The following is a 19244-nucleotide window of genomic DNA, read 5'->3' on the forward strand; positions in this document are numbered from 1 at the left end:
AAACTAACCTTTTCGAGTAATTTAGAGAATTTTAGCAGAGTTGTGTTGATATGTCAATAAAAGAGAAGGGAGAATATTTTATTTTTTTAATTTATATATTCTCACAAAAGGGTTTTCTATTACCGGTTCGAATAAATTCTTGTCATAATTTCCTAAAAAGAACATCTGAACATATGTGGAATTAAATATATTTTTATCTACTATCAGAAGTTTATTTAAAGGTTTATACCATACGATATAAATATTAGAATCAGGATTAAAGCTTTGTTTTAAAAGCCTGAATTTGCCTGTTTTGTCATAGGTACTTATGTAAAACGTATTAATCGGAGCCATTTTATCGCCTATATGAAGCATGCCTCTCATATCCATCCACATACCATTTGCAAACTGGACTCCTTTATTATTGCCGCCTAAAACACTTGAAGGAATAATAAACGGCTGTTTCACTTTCCCGGTATTTAAATCAATATAGCTAAACACTGCAATGGTAGGATAGATATCCGCCATTCTAAACGGCAGATAAAAATAAATATCCCTTGTTTTTTTTGGAAGTTTGAAATTAGGATTGTTTAAAGCGTTTAAGAAATCATTAACGTCTTTATACCCGTATTTTTTCATCATATCAGGCAGGAAGCCTTTTGTTTTAAATTTTTTACCGAGTTCTCTGGCAACTTCTACTTTATCCGTATATTCTACATCTAGTCTTGCAATATTAGCTGCAGCCACCTGATTCCTGGTAAGAGCAAAACTTACAGGGAAATTTACCTCCCCGCTGTGTTTACCTCCGTCAATAAGAGTTTTGGTTCCCGCATAATACCTGATAGGATATCCGTAATCCCACCATGTTACCGTATAATCTTCCCTTGAAGCTATTTTTGAAAGTTTATCTAACGCAGCAACTTCCTGTTTCAAAAACGTAGTAGGAGTTTTATATACCAGTACATGGCTGATATTTGCATACAACGATCCTAGCAAAAACAATGTAATAACAATATATTTAGATACCTTTGCTATTTTATCGTCAATAAACAGTCTTGAAATATATTCAGCTGTTAAAAGAGCCAAATACGCAAATCCAAGAGCAAAAAACGGTACCGCGTAAATTGTAAAACGAAGACCGAGTTTGTGAGCCAACAAACCTATAACTACAGAAGGAAGCGAAATCGCCATTACCGGATATCTGATAATCATAAGCAGATACCCTATGCCCGAAAGTATAAACAGCGACCAGCTGCCGCTTACCCTATGAGCAACTACAGTATATGATATATGTGACGCTTCTCTTATGGTTTTAGCAACATTATAAAAATGCAATCCGCCTAAATCTTTATTCGACCTGTTAAAATAAGCCAAAAATTTCCCAATAAGAAGGTCAAAAGTACCACTGAAAGCCAACAAAATCAATCCAAGTATAAATAAAAACCATATATTTTTTTTAGTAAAAAAAACTTCTTTTTTTAACACAGCAATATACAAAACAATAAATATAAGTAAGTTTATATAATAAGGAAATTTTGAAAGAGTTATCATTACTATTGTTAAAAACAAAAATGACTGTTTTTCTCTTTTGAAAAAGTACGCATATACAAAGGCGAAAGCCACAATAGCAAGCAATACAGTCCTACAGCCTGGATACCAGCCTTCATAAAAAACAACAATAAGTGGAACTATCCACATCATTTTTTTATTATCATTAACAAAAAACTCAACCAGCCCCCAAAATACAAACACAAGCAGAGGTATTACGAGCATATCCGTATCATAATACCCAATCATAGAACGGTTATAATAACTCCATACTATTCCGCCGATCATTGCAGCTATAAATCCTAATATATCGTTTTTCAGACTTCTGCCTATCAAAAACAGCGGGATCACCACCAGCGAACCGAAAACAGTTGGAAGCCAAAGAATAACCTGATCAAGCGTCAAAAACGGGAAAATTTTCACAAATAACGCCGTAATAATACTCGGCAGTGAATGATAAGGGTTAAGATCGCCAATGATATGCGAATGATTTAAAAATTCCTTAGCACCTGCCGCATAAGAATAACCGTCCACATTATTTATCATAAGAGTACCATGCCACAGAAACTCTTTAATATGACTCGCCCAGTTATAATAATAAAGTCTTACAACAATTGAAAAAATATAAGCCGTCAATATCATAAAAAACGCTATTTTATTTGAAAATCTAATTTCCTGAATATTTAAATTTTCTTTCATTCTACCCCTTTTTTTAAATATTTGTTATTATAGCAATAATTTACATATCTAAAGGATGATATTGATAATTTTAGGAGATAAATACAAGCTTAATAAAATTGAATTAAATCAGATTCAAAAAAAATACAGCCCTAATCATATTTCATTAGAAAACAAATCAACTGAACAAATTATTAAAGAATTATCAAAATTATGCAAAAACCAAAAATATAAACTAATTATTTTGAATACCAAAGCCAATATACCGGATGAACTTATAAAATATCTAACTTCACTAGAGTTGAAAGGCATTAAATTCCTTACAATAGAACATTTCCTCGAAAAATATTTAGGCAAAGTATATATCCCGAGAGACGGCAGCAATATTGATTTTTTAGATCAAATCAAATCATATAAACAAAAACAACTTTTAATAAAAAGAATCATAGATTTTTCTATATCCATTCCTCTTGGAATAATTTCTATGCCGATTATGCTTTACGCTGCTTACAGAATCAAAAAAGAATCTCCCGAGGGACCTGTAATATTTAAACAAAAAAGAATAGGTTTAAACGGCAAAGAATTCGTATGTTATAAATTCAGAAGCATGGTACCGGATGCGGAAAAAGGCAAACCAAAATTTGCCAGCAAAGACGATCCTAGAGTATTTAAATGGGGGGCATTTATGAGAAAAACCCGTATTGACGAACTTCCCCAGCTCTGGAATGTCATAAAAGGAGATATGCACCTAATCGGTCCGAGACCAGAGAGAAAATACTGGATTGACATATTTGAAAAAAACATTCCTTATTATAATTTAAGACATATAGTCAAACCCGGTATTACGGGATGGGCACAGGTATGTTATCCATATGGAGCTAATGAAGAAGACGCCTATCAGAAACTGCTTTACGACCTCTACTATATCAAAAACTGGTCATTTTGGCTGGAAATGAAAACTATTTTCAAAACTATATTAGTAATGTTCGGTAAAAAAGGAATTTAATATTTTTTCAACCCATAATACGCATAATTCATAAAATAATACATACTCTGAAATATATTTAATTTTTCCACTTCTCTGTAAATTTTCCATTGATACATCGCGGCTTTTAATTTATTGGAAGAAACGGAATTTTTTCTTATTCTGTAAATTGCAAGTGGTTCTGTTATGCCTTTAGTTGACTTGATTTGCTTTAAAATTTTAAGCCAAAGCCCATAATCTTGCCTTTTTAAAATATTCGGCATATACATTTTTCCTATTTTATTCGTATCGTATATTGCAGTCAAACATCCAATGAAATTAGTTTTTAAAAGAGAACTATAATCAGCTAATACAGGAGGAATAAATACTCCCAAATCATTATCTTCTTCATCTATTAATCTATAAGCGCTATATGTAAAACTCAAATCATTTTCTTTCATAAATAATAACTGCTTTTCAAGTTTTTCAGGAAGCCATATATCATCGGCATCCAAAAAAGCTATAAATCTTCCTTTTGCTTGCTCAATTGCCATATTTCTTGCAATTGCAGGACCAGAGTTTTTTTTCAGTTTTATCAGTTTAATACGTTTTTCTTTTTGCATATAATTTTCAATGATTTCATTAGAATTATCTGGACTACAGTCATCCACGATAATCATTTCCCAATTTTCACACGTCTGATTTATAATCGATTCTATGGTTTTCGCTATAAATTTTTCGGAATTATATGATGGGGTTATTATTGAAACTAAATCATTTTGCATTGTTTAAAACTTCAGAATTTTTTAATATAAAATCATATACGTAGTCCACAGATAAATTTTTCAAACATTCTAAATTTTTACATTTTTTAAATCTGTCTGTTCCATAACAAGGCTGACATTCAAGCCCTAATTTAATAACATGAGCTTTTTTACTATAAGGCTTGGCTTTATAATCTTTTGCGGGTCCAAATATAGTGAAAATTTCTATATTTTCAAAACAGGAAGCTATATGCCCAAGTCCGGAATCAGTATTTATAAAAACATCGCAAACTGAGATTTCTTTCGCCAATCTATTAAACGGTAAATTTAATAATAATTTTGAATTCGTCATTTCAGCTACTTCTTGGCTTTCATTCTGTTCATCGGGACCGGAGAAAATTATTGTTTCAATATTACCGAAATTTGATTTTATTTTATTAATTAATTTTATAAATTTACTTTTTTCCCATCTCTTTTTTTCAAATTGTTTATTAGAACCTATATGAAATCCTATTTTTATATCTTTATTGAATAATTTTTTTTCATTAACCCCACAAATAAAAGGTTTTATTTTCTTTTCTTTACAACCTACTAACATCAAATTGTTTTCAACTCTGTGCAGTTTTTCTATATATTGGACTGTTCGTGTGTAAAATAAATTTTTAAATTTTTTATATTCTCCCACTCTTTCCTTTGCTCCGATTAAAAACGAAAACAAACCTCCTTTTAAAGAAGACGTTCCGCTTGTTACAAATGAAATATCATATTTATTTTTTCTTAAAAAGTAAACAGTCTTAATTATATTTTTTATATTAAAATCTGAAGTATAAATATTTTTAACAAAATCACAATTTTTTATAGGATTTATCGCAAATTTTTGAAAAACTACAAAATCTATTTCAGCTTTTGGATACTTTTCTTTAATTTTTTTTAATGCAGGAGTGAACATTATCATATCACCCATTCCATATGTATGAATAATCAATATTTTCATATTTTTGCCTTAATTTTATTCATTAAAGCCCTTAACGCGTACAATTTATTTTCTTGATAGCTTTTAAATTTTGAATAATATACATCAAATTCATCGTTAAATTCTCTTAAAACTTTTAACTGTTTTACAACTAATCTATGATAAAAGCCACTTGCCACATTGCCGTCTAAAGAATACAAAGACCAATAACCTAAATCATATAAAGATAAAATATTTAAAAGATTATTTATATTTTCATCAAATAAGCGCGTAAAACCACTATCAACTTTACTCAATTCACAAATACCTAAAACAGCTGAAATATATCCATTCAAAACACCGTTTAATTTTTTTGTAGGATATTCCTCATAAACAAACCCTTTTATACCTTTTTTCACAAAATTCCTTTTTACACCGTTACTATTTATGCCAACTTCCAAAAACTCACATGCTTTTATTGCCGAATACAGGTATTTATTTTCATTTGTATAATAATACGCTCTTATTAAGGAAGAGATGGCTAACCCTTGAGCCAATGCGGAAACCCAAGGGGAATTCATGTCTTTATATTTTGGATTTTTATGTTTAATTTTCCAACTTCCATCTTTTTCTTGATTTTTCAATAACCAGTCACAATGTTTTAAAGCTTTTTTTAACCAGATTTCACTTTCAGTCTTTCTCCATGCAATCCAGCAAGCTAAAGAATATTGAGCAATTTCCAATGCATGCATATGATATTTACCATCATAACCTAAAAACAAATAAATACCTTCGTCACTAAATTGACCTTTATATAACATTACCTTCTTTGAAATATCATAAAAATACAAAAATTTGTCTTTTTTAAGATTTTTTGATGATTCTAACGGATACAAAATATGCCAGTAATCCTCTACTTTATCTGTAAAATATTGCAAAACAGTCACTAATTTACCATGACTAAACATTTAAAACCTCATAATATATTTCAGTTATTCGTTTTATTTGTTTTTCTAATTTAAATATTTCTTTTGCCCTTTGTATATTTTTTTCTTTAATAAAAGAAATTTTGTTATTATCGTATTTTGACACTTCTAATATAGCTTTTTTTAATGCTTGAACATCGTTAGGAGGAACAATTATATTTCCATAACCAGTATCTATAATCTCTCTAACACCTCCCACATCACTGCCGATTAAAATTTTCCCTTTTGCAAGACCTTCTATTAAAACCGTTGGCAATGCATCAGCTTCAATAGATGTATGAATAACCACGTCTATTGAATTATAATAATTTTTAATATCATCAATAAAACCTTTAAATATTACCTTATCGGTAATTAACGTTTTGATCAATTCATTATATTTTTTATCGCTGCCTTCTCTCCCAACAAGTTCAAATACACATTTATTGCAATTTATATTATTTACAGCTTTTAAATAAACATCAACACCTTTATTTTTCAAAAAACTCCCCACAATACTAGAAAAAATCATCATCAACTCCATTATATACAACTTCAATTAATTTTTCATTTACACCATGATCAATCCAGTTTTTTTTAACCGCATTTGAAACAACAATAATTTTATCTGAACATAATGCAACATATTTATGTAATAATTTGAATATAAAACCTTCTCTTATCTCATGAGAATGAGCAATAAATTTAATTCCGAATAATTTAGCCCAAAATGCAAAATAAATATTTGAAGTCAATGAATTTGAATGTATCAAATTAATTTTTTCTTTTTTCATATTGTATACTTTTTTACCACTAATCACAAAAAGTTTCAAAGCTTTTAATAATGCTTTTAATCCTCTTTGAAGTTTCATTTGATATTGAGTGTCAAAAACTATCAATTTACACTCGTTACATTTTAAAGTTTCTACAAATTTAGTGTTTTTCGTATACACATAAACATCAAATTTACTCTTATCCAATCCTCTAATAAGTCTTTGTAATACTATCTCCCCACCGCTATATGCATCCATCACATTTATGTATGCTATTTTAATTTTCATAAATTACCCCATTCGCTTATATAAAACAATTATTTTCATTTAATTTTACTTGAATTTGGCTTTAAAATATTTTTTAAAAAATATTTTAAGTTTATATAAATATACAATATAACTATATTTATATTTTTTTTAGGTAAAAACAAAAAAAACTTTTTTAAATTTATTTTTTTCCCTTTAATAAGAAACAATTTGAACAATTGAAATTTTTTTTGATCTATATTCATCAAATGTTTATATTTTTTATAAAATAAAAAATATCCTTTTATTTTTAATTTAGATGAAGAAATTCTTTGCATATTATTGTTTTTATTAATTATCATCAAAGGTCTTTTAACTTTTTGAGCGTAAGGTTTTATTTGTAATAACCTAATCCACATATCGTAATCCTGAGCGGAAGGCAATTTTTCATCATATTTTCCAGCTTTAATTAAATTTTCCTTAGTAGTTAAAACCTGATTTCCCGTAAAATTGACATATAACATATCATTCAATGTCAATATATTTTTAAATTTAGCAAAATCTTTTTTCAACTTCTTATAGCCATCATCAAAATAAACTTGTGAAAACACATACGCATATTTATCATTATAAGATTCTACCAATCTTTTAACTCTATCAGGCAACATTTCATCATCATCATCTAATCCGGTGATATAATAACCGTTGGCTAAATCTATTCCTTTATTCCTTGCCACATTTGCTCCGGATTGAACAGATAATCTATAATAAATAATCGGATAATCAAAACTTTTAACTACCTCATAAGTATTATCATCTGAACAATCATCTACAACAATAAGCTCTATATTTTTATATGTTTGTTTAATAACGCTATTTATCGCTTTTTTTAATAATTGACTTCTGTTATGAGTAACTATAATTACTGAAACTAACTTATCATCCAATTAACAATCCTTTAATTTTAAAAATAATAACTCCTATAATAAAACTGATTATTAAAGGTTTAATTATACAAATCAAATATTCTATTAACTTTGCTCCGCATAATTTTTTAATTAAAAAATACCAAGCAGGCATTATAAGAACTATCTGTAAAACAATCCAAGCAAATGCAACTCCCATAATTCCCCTTGATGTTCCTATATAAATAGTAATCGGTATTAATAAAAACAATCCTATATTCCAATACATCTCATATTGTGGTTTTCCTTTTGCCAAAACTAAAGACCCTATAGGATTACCTATAGAACGTATTAAAGCATATATACTAAGTAATTGAAATAAAATATCGCCTTTTAGCCACTCTTTACCTAAAAAAAGCAAAATAATTTCTTTAGAAAAAATTATCATTAATATATAAATGGGAAAATTAATTATTGACAAATAATAAACTGTTTTTAAGTATATTTCTTTTAATTTTTCAGTATTATTTTGTATTTTAGCCATAGTAGGAAAAGTTACTCTTGTTACAATCGGATTTATAATCTGTGCCGGTCTCATAATCAACTGTTTAACGATGGTATATAAACCCAATGTTTCACTCCCTAATAATTTCCCTATAATTATAATATCAAACTGAGAATTAAAATAATTAATTATTCCATTTCCAATCTGATAAATACCAAAAATTATAAATTCTTTAACTTCTTTTAAATTAAAATAAATTTTTGGTTTATGATATTTTAATCCAAAAAAAACATATCCTAATGATTTAAGACTAATCACTAAAATAGTAGGATAAATTAAAGCATATATTCTAAATCCATTTATAGCTAAAATTATTGCCAAAATAAAACCAGAAAAAACTGCAAAAATATCTATTTTTGCAACAATATTAAACTTTAATTCTTTTTCAAAAAGAACTAAAAACTGTTTTCCAAAAGCTTGAATAATTATCACTATACTAACCAAAGGTATTAAGGTAGATAATAATTTCTGATTGTAAAATTTAGCTATCATTGGTGACAACAAAACAATTATTATAAAAATTAAACATGCAATAATAATATTTAACCAATATAAAGTAGATAATTGATTTTGAGTAACTTTTTGTTTATGAATAATAGCACTGCTTACACCCAAATCAGACAACATCCGACTAAATCCTATAACAACCATAATAATAGCCATAATTCCAAAATCAGATTTTTCTAAATATCTTGCTAAAATAGATATTTGTAACAATTGAACACCAGCACTGATTACAGTAGACAATGTTGTCCATTTTATTCCTCTTATTGCTTTTTCTCTTAAGTTCATAATTTAATTATTTAAAAAATTTTTTTATTTTATCAATTATTTTATTTAACTCATTAGTTTTTAAACCATAATACATAGGAAGCCTAAGTAATCTTTCGCTTTCTTTTGTAGTCCATTTATCAATTCCGTTAAATCGACCGAATTTTTTACCTGCTGGGGCTGAATGTAAAGGTATATAATGAAAAACAGTCATTATATTATTTTTCTTTAAATACTCTATAAGTTTTGTTCTTACTTCTAAATTTTCCACCTTAATATAAAACATATGAGCGTTGTGAATACATTCTTTTGGAATAGTAGGTAATTCTATATATCCTTTTTCTTCTAACTCTTTTAATCCGTTATAATAAATTTGCCAACTTTTAAGTCTATTTTTATTTATTTCATCAGCTTTTTCAAGTTGTCCCCAAAGATATGCGGCACTTAAATCATTCAACAAATAACTGCTGCCAATATCTACCCAAGTATATTTATCAACCATTCCTCTAAAAAACTGACTTCTATTTGTGCCTTTTTCTCTTATTATTTCAGCTCTTTCGCTAAATCTTTCATCATTAATAATCAAAAGTCCGCCTTCTCCACCGCTTGTATAATTTTTTGTTTCATGAAAACTATAACATCCTATATGTCCTATTGTTCCAAGAGGTTTACCTTTATAACTGCTCATCATCCCTTGTGCGGCATCTTCTATTACAAACAAATTATACTTATCTGCTATTTCCATTATTTTATCCATCTCACATCCAACACCTGCATAATGCACTGGAATAATAGCCTTTGTTTTTTCAGTTATAGCAGCTTCAATTTTTTCTTCATCTATATTCATAGTATCTGGACGAATATCTACAAACACAATTTTTGCACCTCTTAATACAAAAGCATTAGCGGTTGAGACGAAAGTGTATGATGGCATTATTATTTCATCTCCTGGTCTTATATCTATCAATATTGCCGCCATTTCAAGTGCCGCTGTGCAAGATGGAGTTAGCAGGGCTTTTTTACAATTTAATTTTTCTTCAAACCAACTTTGACATTTTTTACCAAAATATCCGTCACCGCTTATTTTATCGCTTTTCATAGCTTCTAAAACATATTTATCTTCATTGCCTGTATACGGTGGTTTGTTGAATGGAATCATTTACTGTCTCTTTCATATAAATATTTTTTTAAACAAACTGTTTCAAAAGTACTACATTTTTTCCTATCTATACAATCAAACCAAATATCTTCTTGTTCCTCTATAAATTCTAATTTTTTTAAAAATTCATTATTGTGATATTCTTTAGGAATAATTACAACACCGGTATCATCACATACGGCTATTCCACCATCAAATTTATTTTTTTCTTTAAAAATTCTTTCTTTTTGTTCATTAGTTAATTCTACTTTTTTGTTAATATACCCTTCAGGAGAAAAACCGTTACACCATATTTTCCAATTTTCTTTTATTAATCTCGGAGCATCCCTTAATAATCCGTTTGTTACAATTGCTTCCGCTTGTTTGTATAACAATAAATATTTTGAAACTAAATCTCCGAAAACAGCTTTGCCAAAATTATCAAAAACTTGAATAAATACTATATCTCCTTCTTTTACATTTTGTATTTGTTCATGCACATCCCAATTAGTTCCATTAAAAGCATATACCCAAAATACATTTCCAACTGCAAAATGACCTCTGTTAACAGCTTTTACATTTTTTATAGCTCCTGATTTACCTAAACAATCAGCAACTTCCGTAGAAGAAACTCTATTTCTTTTTATAAAATCAATAATTTTTTCTTTCATTTTAGTTCCTTTAAGAATTTTTTAAAATTATTTTCTAATATATTTTTCTTATAACTTTCATCAAAATTTTTTAAAAATTCATTATAATTTGTTAAAGCACTTTTTACACTAAAATCAGGGGAATCGGAACCAAATAATAATTTTTCTTTATTAAATTTTATAAAATTGTAAAAATTTAATGCTACTGAAGTATTATTTAAATAATTTATTGTTAATGATAAATCATAATAAATATTTTTTAAATCCCTTGTAAACAACATATATTCTAATATTCTATGTCCTCCGCTATGAGCTAATAAAATATTAATATCAAAAAATTTCTTTGCAATCTCTATAGAAAGTTCTAAATTAATATGATATTTCAAATCTGAACCATAATAAAAATTGTCGATAATTATAAAATTTAATAAATTTTTATTTTTTAAATTTTGTAAAAATAATTTTAATTTATTTATTGAATCATAAGTTAATTTTGATAACCGTGGATGTATTTTTACTCCAAATTTGATATCACAGTTTTTTAAATCATTAATTAAAGATTCATCAATAAACTCAAAATTTATTGCTATGACACTATTGTTAAAATTTTCATTAAAATTTGTTATCATATTTCTTCTAAAAAATTCTAATTCATCATTTGTATTTAATATTAAAATAAAACCTTTCAATAGTTTAATTTGTTCAAAAAATAAATGCATATCATCTAATTTTAAATGCAAATGAGAATCATATATATTCAACATAAACTTCTTTCCTTATTTGATCCACTATATTTCTTAATTTATTTAATTTTTCTTCATAAACAATAAAATAACCAACCCGACTTCTATCATCTTCGGGAATTTTAATTATTTCTCCTTCATTTAATTCAATTTCAAAATCTAATATATTTCTATTATTTTTTAAAAAATCAATACCATTAATTCTTTTAACCTTACCGCTTGAAAAATCAAAAAAACCAAGCATAGCAACTTTATTTGTATTTTTTATATCAAAATTAAAATTTTCAGTTTTAGAAAACAATACAGTTTCTATTAATATTTTATAAATATCTATACCTGTTAATAAAGGAACAATGTGGGATGATATTTTAGTTCCTCCCCCTCTAATTGCGGCTTCAATCAAATAAAAATTTCCATCTTTATATTTATATTCAACATGTGTAATACCAAAAGGAACATTTTTAAAAATTTCATTATTAATTTCAATTAATTTTTGTATATCGAAATCTAAAACTTCATTAGAATATATTAATTCTTTAGCTATAAAAGGTTTATTATTATAATGTTGCTTTTTAGAAATTGCTAAGGTAATATGATCTCCCTTATATTTTTTAAATCCTTCAACTGTTAATTCAATTCCATCAATATATTCTTCAACCAACACTCTATCGTCACTCGAAAATTCTAATGCCTTAATATAAGCCGATTCTACTGAAAAAATTTCATTAACAATACTAATGCCTCTACTGGATTGGCTATTTAATGGCTTAATTATAATAGATTCATTTAATTTTAAAAAAAAATCTTTTATCTCTTTTATAGAATTACATATTTTATATTTTGGATGATATAATTCATTAATATTAATATGTTTTCTCATTAAATATTTATTAGTAAATAATTCTGCAATATCAGTTCCAACTCCCATTAAGTTTAATTTTTCTGTAATATAAGCAACTGTATTTACAGCAATATCTGTTTGATCACTTATGACCGCATCTATATTATATTTTTTTGCAATTTCTAAATTCTTTTCTTTATCTAAAATATCAGCAACAATCCCAATATCTGCATAACTAAATCCTGGTGAATTTTTATATAAATTAGTATTTACAACAAAAAATCCCATTTCTTTTATTTTTTTTATTAAAGGGACTTGCCATTTTCCTCCACCGATTACTAAAATTTTTTCACATTAATCCTTTTTAATTCTTTCTTGAATTCCTATAACATTAAATATTTTTTCAACTTTAAATTTATAACTTTCATTTTCCTCTTCTAATTCTTCTAACACTTTTAAAATATTTTTTATAGCACTTCTAAAATAAATATCATCTCTTTTTTTTGCTTTTAAAAATCGAATAATTACTTCTACAAAAGCTGGATTAGATATTATACATTCTTTATATTTACTTTTTGATATATTATTTAAAATATATTGATCTTTTTCGCCCCAACCGTTTATAACTTTTTCTAATAGTTCTTTTAATCCTTTGCAAGTAGTATTTTGAATTAAAGTTTCTAGTTTTTTGTCATAAACATAATTTAATAAATCTGGATAATGTTTTCTTATCAAATCTATATTAGATTCTTCATGAATTGAAATAGATTTTTCTTGATTTACTATCTTATCGATATATTTTTTGATGGTTTTTTCTATTTTTTCACTATCAAATTTATCATATTTTTCTACAAAATTTACAAAAAAATGATACTCACTTAAACTTAAAATTTCACTAACATTTTCTTTTTCTAAAATAGGCTTAATGTCTTTAATAAAATCCTCAATAGTATATGAAAAATCTAAATGTAATCTATTCCAATTATTCATTATTTTATCTTTATCCTGATTAATTTGATTTTCTAAAGATAATTTTTCCAAATCTTCTTTTAATTCATTTCTTATATCTCTTTCATTTTCTAATTGTTGCCAGATTAAATTTTCTATATCTTCATTAGCAAAATCAACTAAATATTCTATTTGTTCTTTTTGAATGTCTGTCAATATTGTATCTTCTTCATTACTATCATTACCGGCTGAATTCATAAAATTTTTAATTCGAATATTATCTTGTATTTTTTTTAATTCATAATATTCTTGTGATGTTAGATTATATTTTTTCTTTAGATATAAAATACTAAATAAGAGATAAATGAAGTCTTTTTGAATTTTCTCTGTTATATTACTTATTATATCTTTATAAAAATTAGCTTTTTCAATTAATTGTTTTATAAGTCTTAAATTATTAATTTGATAATCATAAAAATAATCTAAAATAATATTTTTATTAAATTTCGTATCAATATGATTTTCTATAAAATCCTTTATATCATTTTTAAATAAAAATTCATAATCTACTATTTTTTCTTTATACAAAGAAAAAGTATCTAATTCTTTTTCAGTATTTTGAATTTTATGAATTTTTTTCAACTCTTCTTCATTTAATATCATTAATATTTTGCAATTTTTTTGTTCTTTTAAATTCGAAATAAACCCCATTAAATCTTTTATTTTAATGTTTGAAGAAAGTCTTTCAAAATCATCAAAGCATATAATTACATTCTTAAAATCATTTACAGTTAATAATGATAATCCGGCACTTAATATTCCACCGCCTAATGAGATATTTATATCTTGTTCTTTAAAAACCATACCTTTTATATTCTTTACTTTATCTTGGATTTTCGAAATAATTTTTGTCGTTTTTGATATTTGTAAAATTATGTCTGTTTTGATATCGTTTAAAGAATTATGACCAAATAAAGAAACATAAGCAATTTTTTTATCTTTTAATTTATTTTTATATCTTTCTAAAAATATATTTTGCCAAAAATAAGTTTTACCACTTCCCCATTCTCCATTTATAGCAATAACTACAGGGAAATTGTCTTTTATAAAAATTTCGTATAATTTTTCTTCTAATTGAGATATTTTCATATCACGACCTAAATATTTCTTCTAATTGTTTTTTAAGATTTTCTTCAGAAAAATGTATTTTTATTTTTTCAATATTTTCCTTTTTTGTTTTTTCATCTAATAAAGATAATTTAATATTTTCAACGTCAAATACTTTTATCCCTAATTCATTAAACATCTGCCAAGGAGTAATATCACTCTTCATATAAACTTTTTTTCCTAAACCTAAAAGAGTTATTATATTTCCCATTGCCTGCTGTCTATTATGAGCAAATATTGCAATATCAATATTGTTTAAAAATTCCAAATATTTATCAAATTGCATAAAATCAGTAAGAGGTATAAATTTATCTTTAAAAATTTTTTTACCTTCTTTTATTACTTTTTCTGCATAAACTATATCTCCATAAGATAAAGGAGCATATATTTTTATGTTTTCATCTCTATATTTTGAAAGTTTTTCTAATATTTCAAAATGATTATTTGTAGGATCTGCAGAATTTCCTATTTGAATAATGATATTTCTATTTAATTTTTTTTCAACATCAAAAGAAACATCTTTATAAAGATTGCTCGGATACATAAAACATTTATAATAATTACCTTCTGCTTTATACCATTTTTTAACTAATTCATAATCACCTTCAATATAAGTAATAAAATTTCCCATTTTTTTAATTACTTGCTTCTTTACCCAAGATTGTTTTTCTGGAAAATAAAAATCTCCACCCCACATTATCCAATAACTTTTTTTTAATAACCAAGGATTTAAATAAAGTATTTTTAAAAAATGTCGATTCCATAATCCATGAATTATTATTTTATCGGCTTTATAAAGATATCTTAATAAACTAAATACTTTAGTTTTTTTATCTATCCATATGATATTTTGATATTCTTGTATTTCATATTGAGTATTTTTTCTTCCTATGAAAATAAATAAATGTTCTTTAGAATCAAAATGTTTATTAACAAATTCAATAAAAGGTGGTATAAATTTATCTAATACCATTATATGAACGATCATTTATATTTCTCCAAATACCACTTAATAGTTTTCACTATACCGCTTTCAAAATTCTCATCCGCTTTCCATCCGAGCTCGTTTTCTATCTTTGTGGCGTCTATTGCGTATCTTCTATCATGACCCGGTCTGTCTTCTACGAAAGTTATTAACTCTTTATAACTTCTGCTTTTTCTGGGACGAAGTTCATCTAATATCTCACAAATTTTAGTAGCTATATAAATATTTGTTCTTTCGTTTCTTCCGCCGATATTATATGTCTCCCCTGCTCCACCTTTGTGATATGCCAAATCAATTCCTTTACAGTGGTCAAGAACATAAAGCCAGTCTCTTATGTTTTTACCGTCTCCATAGATTGGAATAGGATTTCCAGCAAGTGCATTTCTTATTATTGTAGGAATCAGTTTTTCATCATGCTGTTTTGGTCCGTAGTTGTTAGAGCAGTTTGTAATAACCGTATCCATTCCGAATGTGTGGTAATAACTTCTTACTATCATATCACTGCTTGCTTTACTTGCACTGTATGGTGAATTAGGAGCATAAGGAGTTTCTTCCGTGAATAATACATTAGGATCATCCGGCAATGTCCCGTATACTTCATCAGTTGAAATATGATGAAATCTGCAACCTTTATATTCATCTTTGTATTTAAAAGGCTTTTCCATCCAGTAGTTTTTCGCAACGTCAAGCAATGTATACGTTCCGTCAACGTTTGTTCTGACAAACACTCCCGGATTTTTAATAGAATTATCCACATGTGATTCAGCGGCAAAGTGAATAACTCCTCTTATATCGTATTCTTTAAAGATATATTCCACAAGCTCTCTATTGCAAATATCACCTTTAATGAATTTATATCTCGGATTGTTTTCCACTTCTTTTAAGTTTTCAAGATTACCGGCATATGTTAATAAGTCTAAATTAATTATATTGTATTCGAGATACTTTTCTAAAAAATATGGAATAAAATTACTTCCTATAAAACCGGCACCACCTGTAATTAAAATATTTTTCAATTTTTCTCCTCTACTAAATTTATCAAATATTTTCCATATGTAGTTTTTATTAAAGGTTTGGCTAAATTTATTACATCTTCTTTACTTATCCATCCGTTTTTATATGCTATTTCCTCAATACATGCTATCATATATCCTTGCCTATGTTCAATCGTTCTTACAAATTCACTTGCTTCAAGCAAACTTTCATGTGTTCCAGTATCAAGCCAAGTAAACCCTCTTCCCAAAAGTTTTACTTTTAATTCACCTTTTTTTAAATATTCTTGATTAACTGAAGTAATTTCAAGTTCTCCTCTTTTAGACGGTTTTACTTTTTTTGCTATTTCTATTACTTTATTATCATAAAAATATAGCCCTGTTACTGCGAAATTGGATTTTGGTTTTGTTGGTTTTTCTTCTATACTTAACACATTTCCTTTTTCATCAAATTCTACTACACCAAATCTTTCTGGGTCTTGTACCTGATATCCAAATACAAACGCACCTTTTTTTAAACTTGCTGCTTCTTTAAGAAGAGGCGTAAATCCTTGCCCATAAAAAATATTGTCTCCTAAAATCAAACATACATTATCTTTACCTATAAAATCTTCTCCGATTATAAATGCTTCAGCCAAACCATTTGGTTTCTTTTGAATAGAATAAGAAATATTAATACCCCATTGATGCCCTCTTTTTAACAATCTTTGAAAATTATCCATATCTTCTTCTGTTGTTATAATTAAGATATCTTTAATACCGGCAAGCATTAATACACTTAACGGATAATATATCATCGGCTTATTATAAATAGGTAACAGTTGTTTAGAAAGAGCTTTTGTTATCGGATACAGCCTGGTACCGCTCCCCCCTGCTAATATTATACCTTTCATTCATTTTCCTTTACAATAAAATTCTTTATACCACTCAACAAACTTTCTAATCCCATCTTTTACGTCAGTATACGGCTTATATCCAAAATCTTTTTCAAGATCAGTAGTATCCGCCCATGTACTCGGTACGTCACCGGGTTGCATCGGAAGAAGGTTCTTTTTAGCTTTTTTACCAAGAGATTCTTCTATCGCTTCTATAAAATCCATAAGTTTAACTGGGCTTCCGTTTCCGATATTGTAAACCTTATAAGGAGCAATACTTTCACTGGCTCTTCCGTTCCACTCAGGATTTGATTTCGGAGGATTATCAATCACTCTTACCACACCTTCTACTATATCGTCAATATAAGTAAAATCTCTTTGCATTTCTCCATAGTTATACACATCAATCGGCTTATTTTCAAGTATGTTTTTTACAAATTTAAAAAGCGCCATATCCGGTCTTCCCCACGGCCCGTAAACGGTAAAAAATCTAAGTCCTGTAGTAGGAATATTATAAAGATACGAATAAGTGTGAGCCATTAATTCATTTGATTTTTTTGTAGCCGCATAAAGGCTTATCGGATGATCTACATTGTCATCTGTTGAAAAGGGCTGTTTTTTATTAAGTCCGTATACACTGGAACTGCTTGCATAACACAAGTGATTTATATCATTAAATCGTGATGCTTCCAATAAATTCATAAATCCCACAATATTACTGTTAATATAAGAATACGGATTTTCAATAGAATATCTTACTCCAGCCTGTGCAGCAAGGTGACAAACTTTATTAAATTTTTCTTCTTTAAAAAGTTTATCTACACCGGCCTTATCTTCAAGATTTAGTTTTATAAACCTGTAATTGGTGTATTTGTTACTGGTTATTAGTTTATTGTATTCTATTTCTTCTCTTTTTATTCCTGTCTCTTCCAGTCTGCCGTATTTGAGGTTTACGTCGTAATAGTCGTTGATATTATCAAGTCCGATTACTTCATCACCTCTTTCAATTAGTCTTTTTGCCAAATGAAAGCCTATAAATCCTGCTGTTCCTGTGATGAGAATTTTCATATTTTAATACCTTTTAACGCTTCTTTTTCTATTAAATTATTAAAATCTTTATGTATGACAATATCTACATTTCTAAAAAGAGCATCTTTTAAATTGATTTTCGCTTTTATTCGTTTTTCATAAATGTTTTCATAATTTTGAGGAATTACAAATATATCAACATCTCCGCCTTTTTTACTCAAATCAGTTCTGCTTCCGAATATATAAATATCACTTTTACCAAAAATTTTATTAATCGTATTTTTGATAATTTTAATTTCTTCCGAATTTAACCTGATTTGCGTATTCATATTTTTCCTCAACTTTTTTAACTATTTTCTCAAATATTTCTATACTGTCTAACATTTGATTTATTGCATTAACTACAGACTCAATTTCTTCAGGATAATCGTGAGAAAGGGAATTTCTGATTTCTCTCAATTTTTTCCATTCATAAATGCTGTTGATTATTCCCTCTTTTTCTATATATTGCAAAATATCTATATAACTTTTATCAGTTAAATCATATTCCAGTTTTTCCAATATTTCTTTAAATACTTTTTCACCTAATAAAGATTGAATTTTACTAAACCTATATGCCAATGCATCTAAAGATTTTACATCGTACGACTTAATGTCCTCATATTTTGAGATATCAATGTTTCCATATTTTTCATTAAATTCATCTCTGATATTTTTCAAAATTTCAAGACTTTCATTTAATACTTTTATATGAAATTCTATCACT

Annotated in this window: 20 protein-coding genes; 1 reads left to right on the top strand and 19 read right to left on the bottom strand. The window is 27.0% G+C overall.

The window, feature by feature from the left end:
* Positions 1–78 precede the first annotated feature (78 nt).
* The gene (locus tag C3L23_RS08510) at positions 79–2226 is read right to left on the bottom strand and encodes an STT3 domain-containing protein (protein WP_127681759.1); all 2148 of its coding nucleotides are present in this window, start codon (positions 2224–2226) and stop codon (positions 79–81) included.
* 55 nt (positions 2227–2281) lie between these two features.
* Between C3L23_RS08510 and C3L23_RS08515 the strand changes: the two genes are divergently transcribed.
* Positions 2282–3211, top strand: a complete 930-nt coding sequence (locus C3L23_RS08515; RefSeq protein ID WP_246831061.1) for an exopolysaccharide biosynthesis polyprenyl glycosylphosphotransferase — start codon at positions 2282–2284, stop codon at positions 3209–3211.
* Here the strand turns inward: C3L23_RS08515 and C3L23_RS08520 are convergent.
* The 18 genes from C3L23_RS08520 to C3L23_RS08605 all read right to left on the bottom strand — a co-directional run bounded on the left by C3L23_RS08520 (position 3208) and on the right by C3L23_RS08605 (position 19243).
* Positions 3208–3954, bottom strand: a complete 747-nt coding sequence (locus tag C3L23_RS08520; protein WP_127681763.1) for a glycosyltransferase family 2 protein — start codon at positions 3952–3954, stop codon at positions 3208–3210. The genes C3L23_RS08515 and C3L23_RS08520 overlap by 4 nt on opposite strands.
* Positions 3944–4927 (bottom strand): glycosyltransferase family 9 protein, encoded by a 984-nt coding sequence (locus C3L23_RS08525; RefSeq protein WP_127681765.1) that lies wholly within the window; start codon positions 4925–4927, stop codon positions 3944–3946. Before C3L23_RS08525 ends, C3L23_RS08520 begins: the two co-directional genes overlap by 11 nt.
* Entirely contained in the window at positions 4924–5853 is a 930-nt protein-coding gene (locus C3L23_RS08530) for a D-glucuronyl C5-epimerase family protein (protein ID WP_127681767.1), read from the bottom strand. The genes C3L23_RS08525 and C3L23_RS08530 overlap by 4 nt, the downstream gene beginning before the upstream one ends.
* Positions 5846–6394, bottom strand: coding sequence for a glycosyltransferase family 4 protein (locus tag C3L23_RS08535; RefSeq protein ID WP_127681769.1), 549 nt, complete (start codon positions 6392–6394; stop codon positions 5846–5848). The genes C3L23_RS08530 and C3L23_RS08535 overlap by 8 nt, the downstream gene beginning before the upstream one ends.
* Positions 6369–6911 (bottom strand): glycosyltransferase family 4 protein, encoded by a 543-nt coding sequence (locus C3L23_RS08540; protein WP_127681771.1) that lies wholly within the window; start codon positions 6909–6911, stop codon positions 6369–6371. The genes C3L23_RS08535 and C3L23_RS08540 overlap by 26 nt, the downstream gene beginning before the upstream one ends.
* Positions 6912–6946: 35 nt before the next feature.
* On the bottom strand, positions 6947–7816 hold the full coding sequence (locus C3L23_RS08545) for a glycosyltransferase (RefSeq protein WP_127681773.1): 870 nt from the start codon (positions 7814–7816) through the stop codon (positions 6947–6949).
* On the bottom strand, positions 7809–9131 hold the full coding sequence (locus tag C3L23_RS08550) for an MOP flippase family protein (RefSeq protein ID WP_127681775.1): 1323 nt from the start codon (positions 9129–9131) through the stop codon (positions 7809–7811). The genes C3L23_RS08545 and C3L23_RS08550 overlap by 8 nt, the downstream gene beginning before the upstream one ends.
* 7 nt (positions 9132–9138) lie before the next feature.
* A complete protein-coding gene (gene rffA, locus C3L23_RS08555; protein ID WP_127681777.1) occupies positions 9139–10269 on the bottom strand; it encodes a dTDP-4-amino-4,6-dideoxygalactose transaminase in 1131 nt (376 codons plus the stop codon).
* Positions 10266–10919 (bottom strand): RraA family protein, encoded by a 654-nt coding sequence (locus C3L23_RS08560; RefSeq protein ID WP_127681779.1) that lies wholly within the window; start codon positions 10917–10919, stop codon positions 10266–10268. Before C3L23_RS08560 ends, rffA begins: the two co-directional genes overlap by 4 nt.
* Positions 10916–11662 carry a hypothetical protein gene (locus C3L23_RS08565; RefSeq protein ID WP_127681781.1) on the bottom strand — a complete coding sequence of 249 codons (747 nt, stop codon included), beginning with the start codon at positions 11660–11662 and terminating at the stop codon, positions 10916–10918. The genes C3L23_RS08560 and C3L23_RS08565 overlap by 4 nt, the downstream gene beginning before the upstream one ends.
* The gene (locus C3L23_RS08570; protein WP_127681783.1) at positions 11646–12770 is read right to left on the bottom strand and encodes an ATP-grasp domain-containing protein; all 1125 of its coding nucleotides are present in this window, start codon (positions 12768–12770) and stop codon (positions 11646–11648) included. The genes C3L23_RS08565 and C3L23_RS08570 overlap by 17 nt, the downstream gene beginning before the upstream one ends.
* A 66-nt stretch (positions 12771–12836) precedes the next feature.
* The gene (locus C3L23_RS08575; RefSeq protein WP_127681785.1) at positions 12837–14579 is read right to left on the bottom strand and encodes a P-loop NTPase fold protein; all 1743 of its coding nucleotides are present in this window, start codon (positions 14577–14579) and stop codon (positions 12837–12839) included.
* Position 14580: 1 nt separating this feature from the next.
* The gene (locus C3L23_RS08580) at positions 14581–15570 is read right to left on the bottom strand and encodes a TDP-N-acetylfucosamine:lipid II N-acetylfucosaminyltransferase (protein ID WP_168175734.1); all 990 of its coding nucleotides are present in this window, start codon (positions 15568–15570) and stop codon (positions 14581–14583) included.
* Positions 15571–15581: 11 nt separating this feature from the next.
* Complete coding sequence (gene rfbB, locus C3L23_RS08585; protein ID WP_127681789.1) at positions 15582–16598, bottom strand: dTDP-glucose 4,6-dehydratase; 1017 nt, start codon at positions 16596–16598, stop codon at positions 15582–15584.
* A complete protein-coding gene (rfbA, locus tag C3L23_RS08590; protein WP_127681791.1) occupies positions 16595–17467 on the bottom strand; it encodes a glucose-1-phosphate thymidylyltransferase RfbA in 873 nt (290 codons plus the stop codon). The genes rfbB and rfbA overlap by 4 nt, the downstream gene beginning before the upstream one ends.
* Positions 17468–18517 carry an NAD-dependent epimerase gene (locus C3L23_RS08595; RefSeq protein WP_127681793.1) on the bottom strand — a complete coding sequence of 350 codons (1050 nt, stop codon included), beginning with the start codon at positions 18515–18517 and terminating at the stop codon, positions 17468–17470. It abuts the gene before it with no gap.
* Positions 18514–18807 carry a nucleotidyltransferase domain-containing protein gene (locus C3L23_RS08600; RefSeq protein WP_127681795.1) on the bottom strand — a complete coding sequence of 98 codons (294 nt, stop codon included), beginning with the start codon at positions 18805–18807 and terminating at the stop codon, positions 18514–18516. Before C3L23_RS08600 ends, C3L23_RS08595 begins: the two co-directional genes overlap by 4 nt.
* A complete protein-coding gene (locus tag C3L23_RS08605) occupies positions 18770–19243 on the bottom strand; it encodes a hypothetical protein (RefSeq protein ID WP_127681797.1) in 474 nt (157 codons plus the stop codon). Before C3L23_RS08605 ends, C3L23_RS08600 begins: the two co-directional genes overlap by 38 nt.
* Position 19244 lies beyond the last annotated feature (1 nt).

The organism is Nautilia sp. PV-1 (assembly GCF_004006315.1).
In the GTDB taxonomy this organism is placed as follows: domain Bacteria; phylum Campylobacterota; class Campylobacteria; order Campylobacterales; family Nautiliaceae; genus Nautilia; species Nautilia profundicola_A.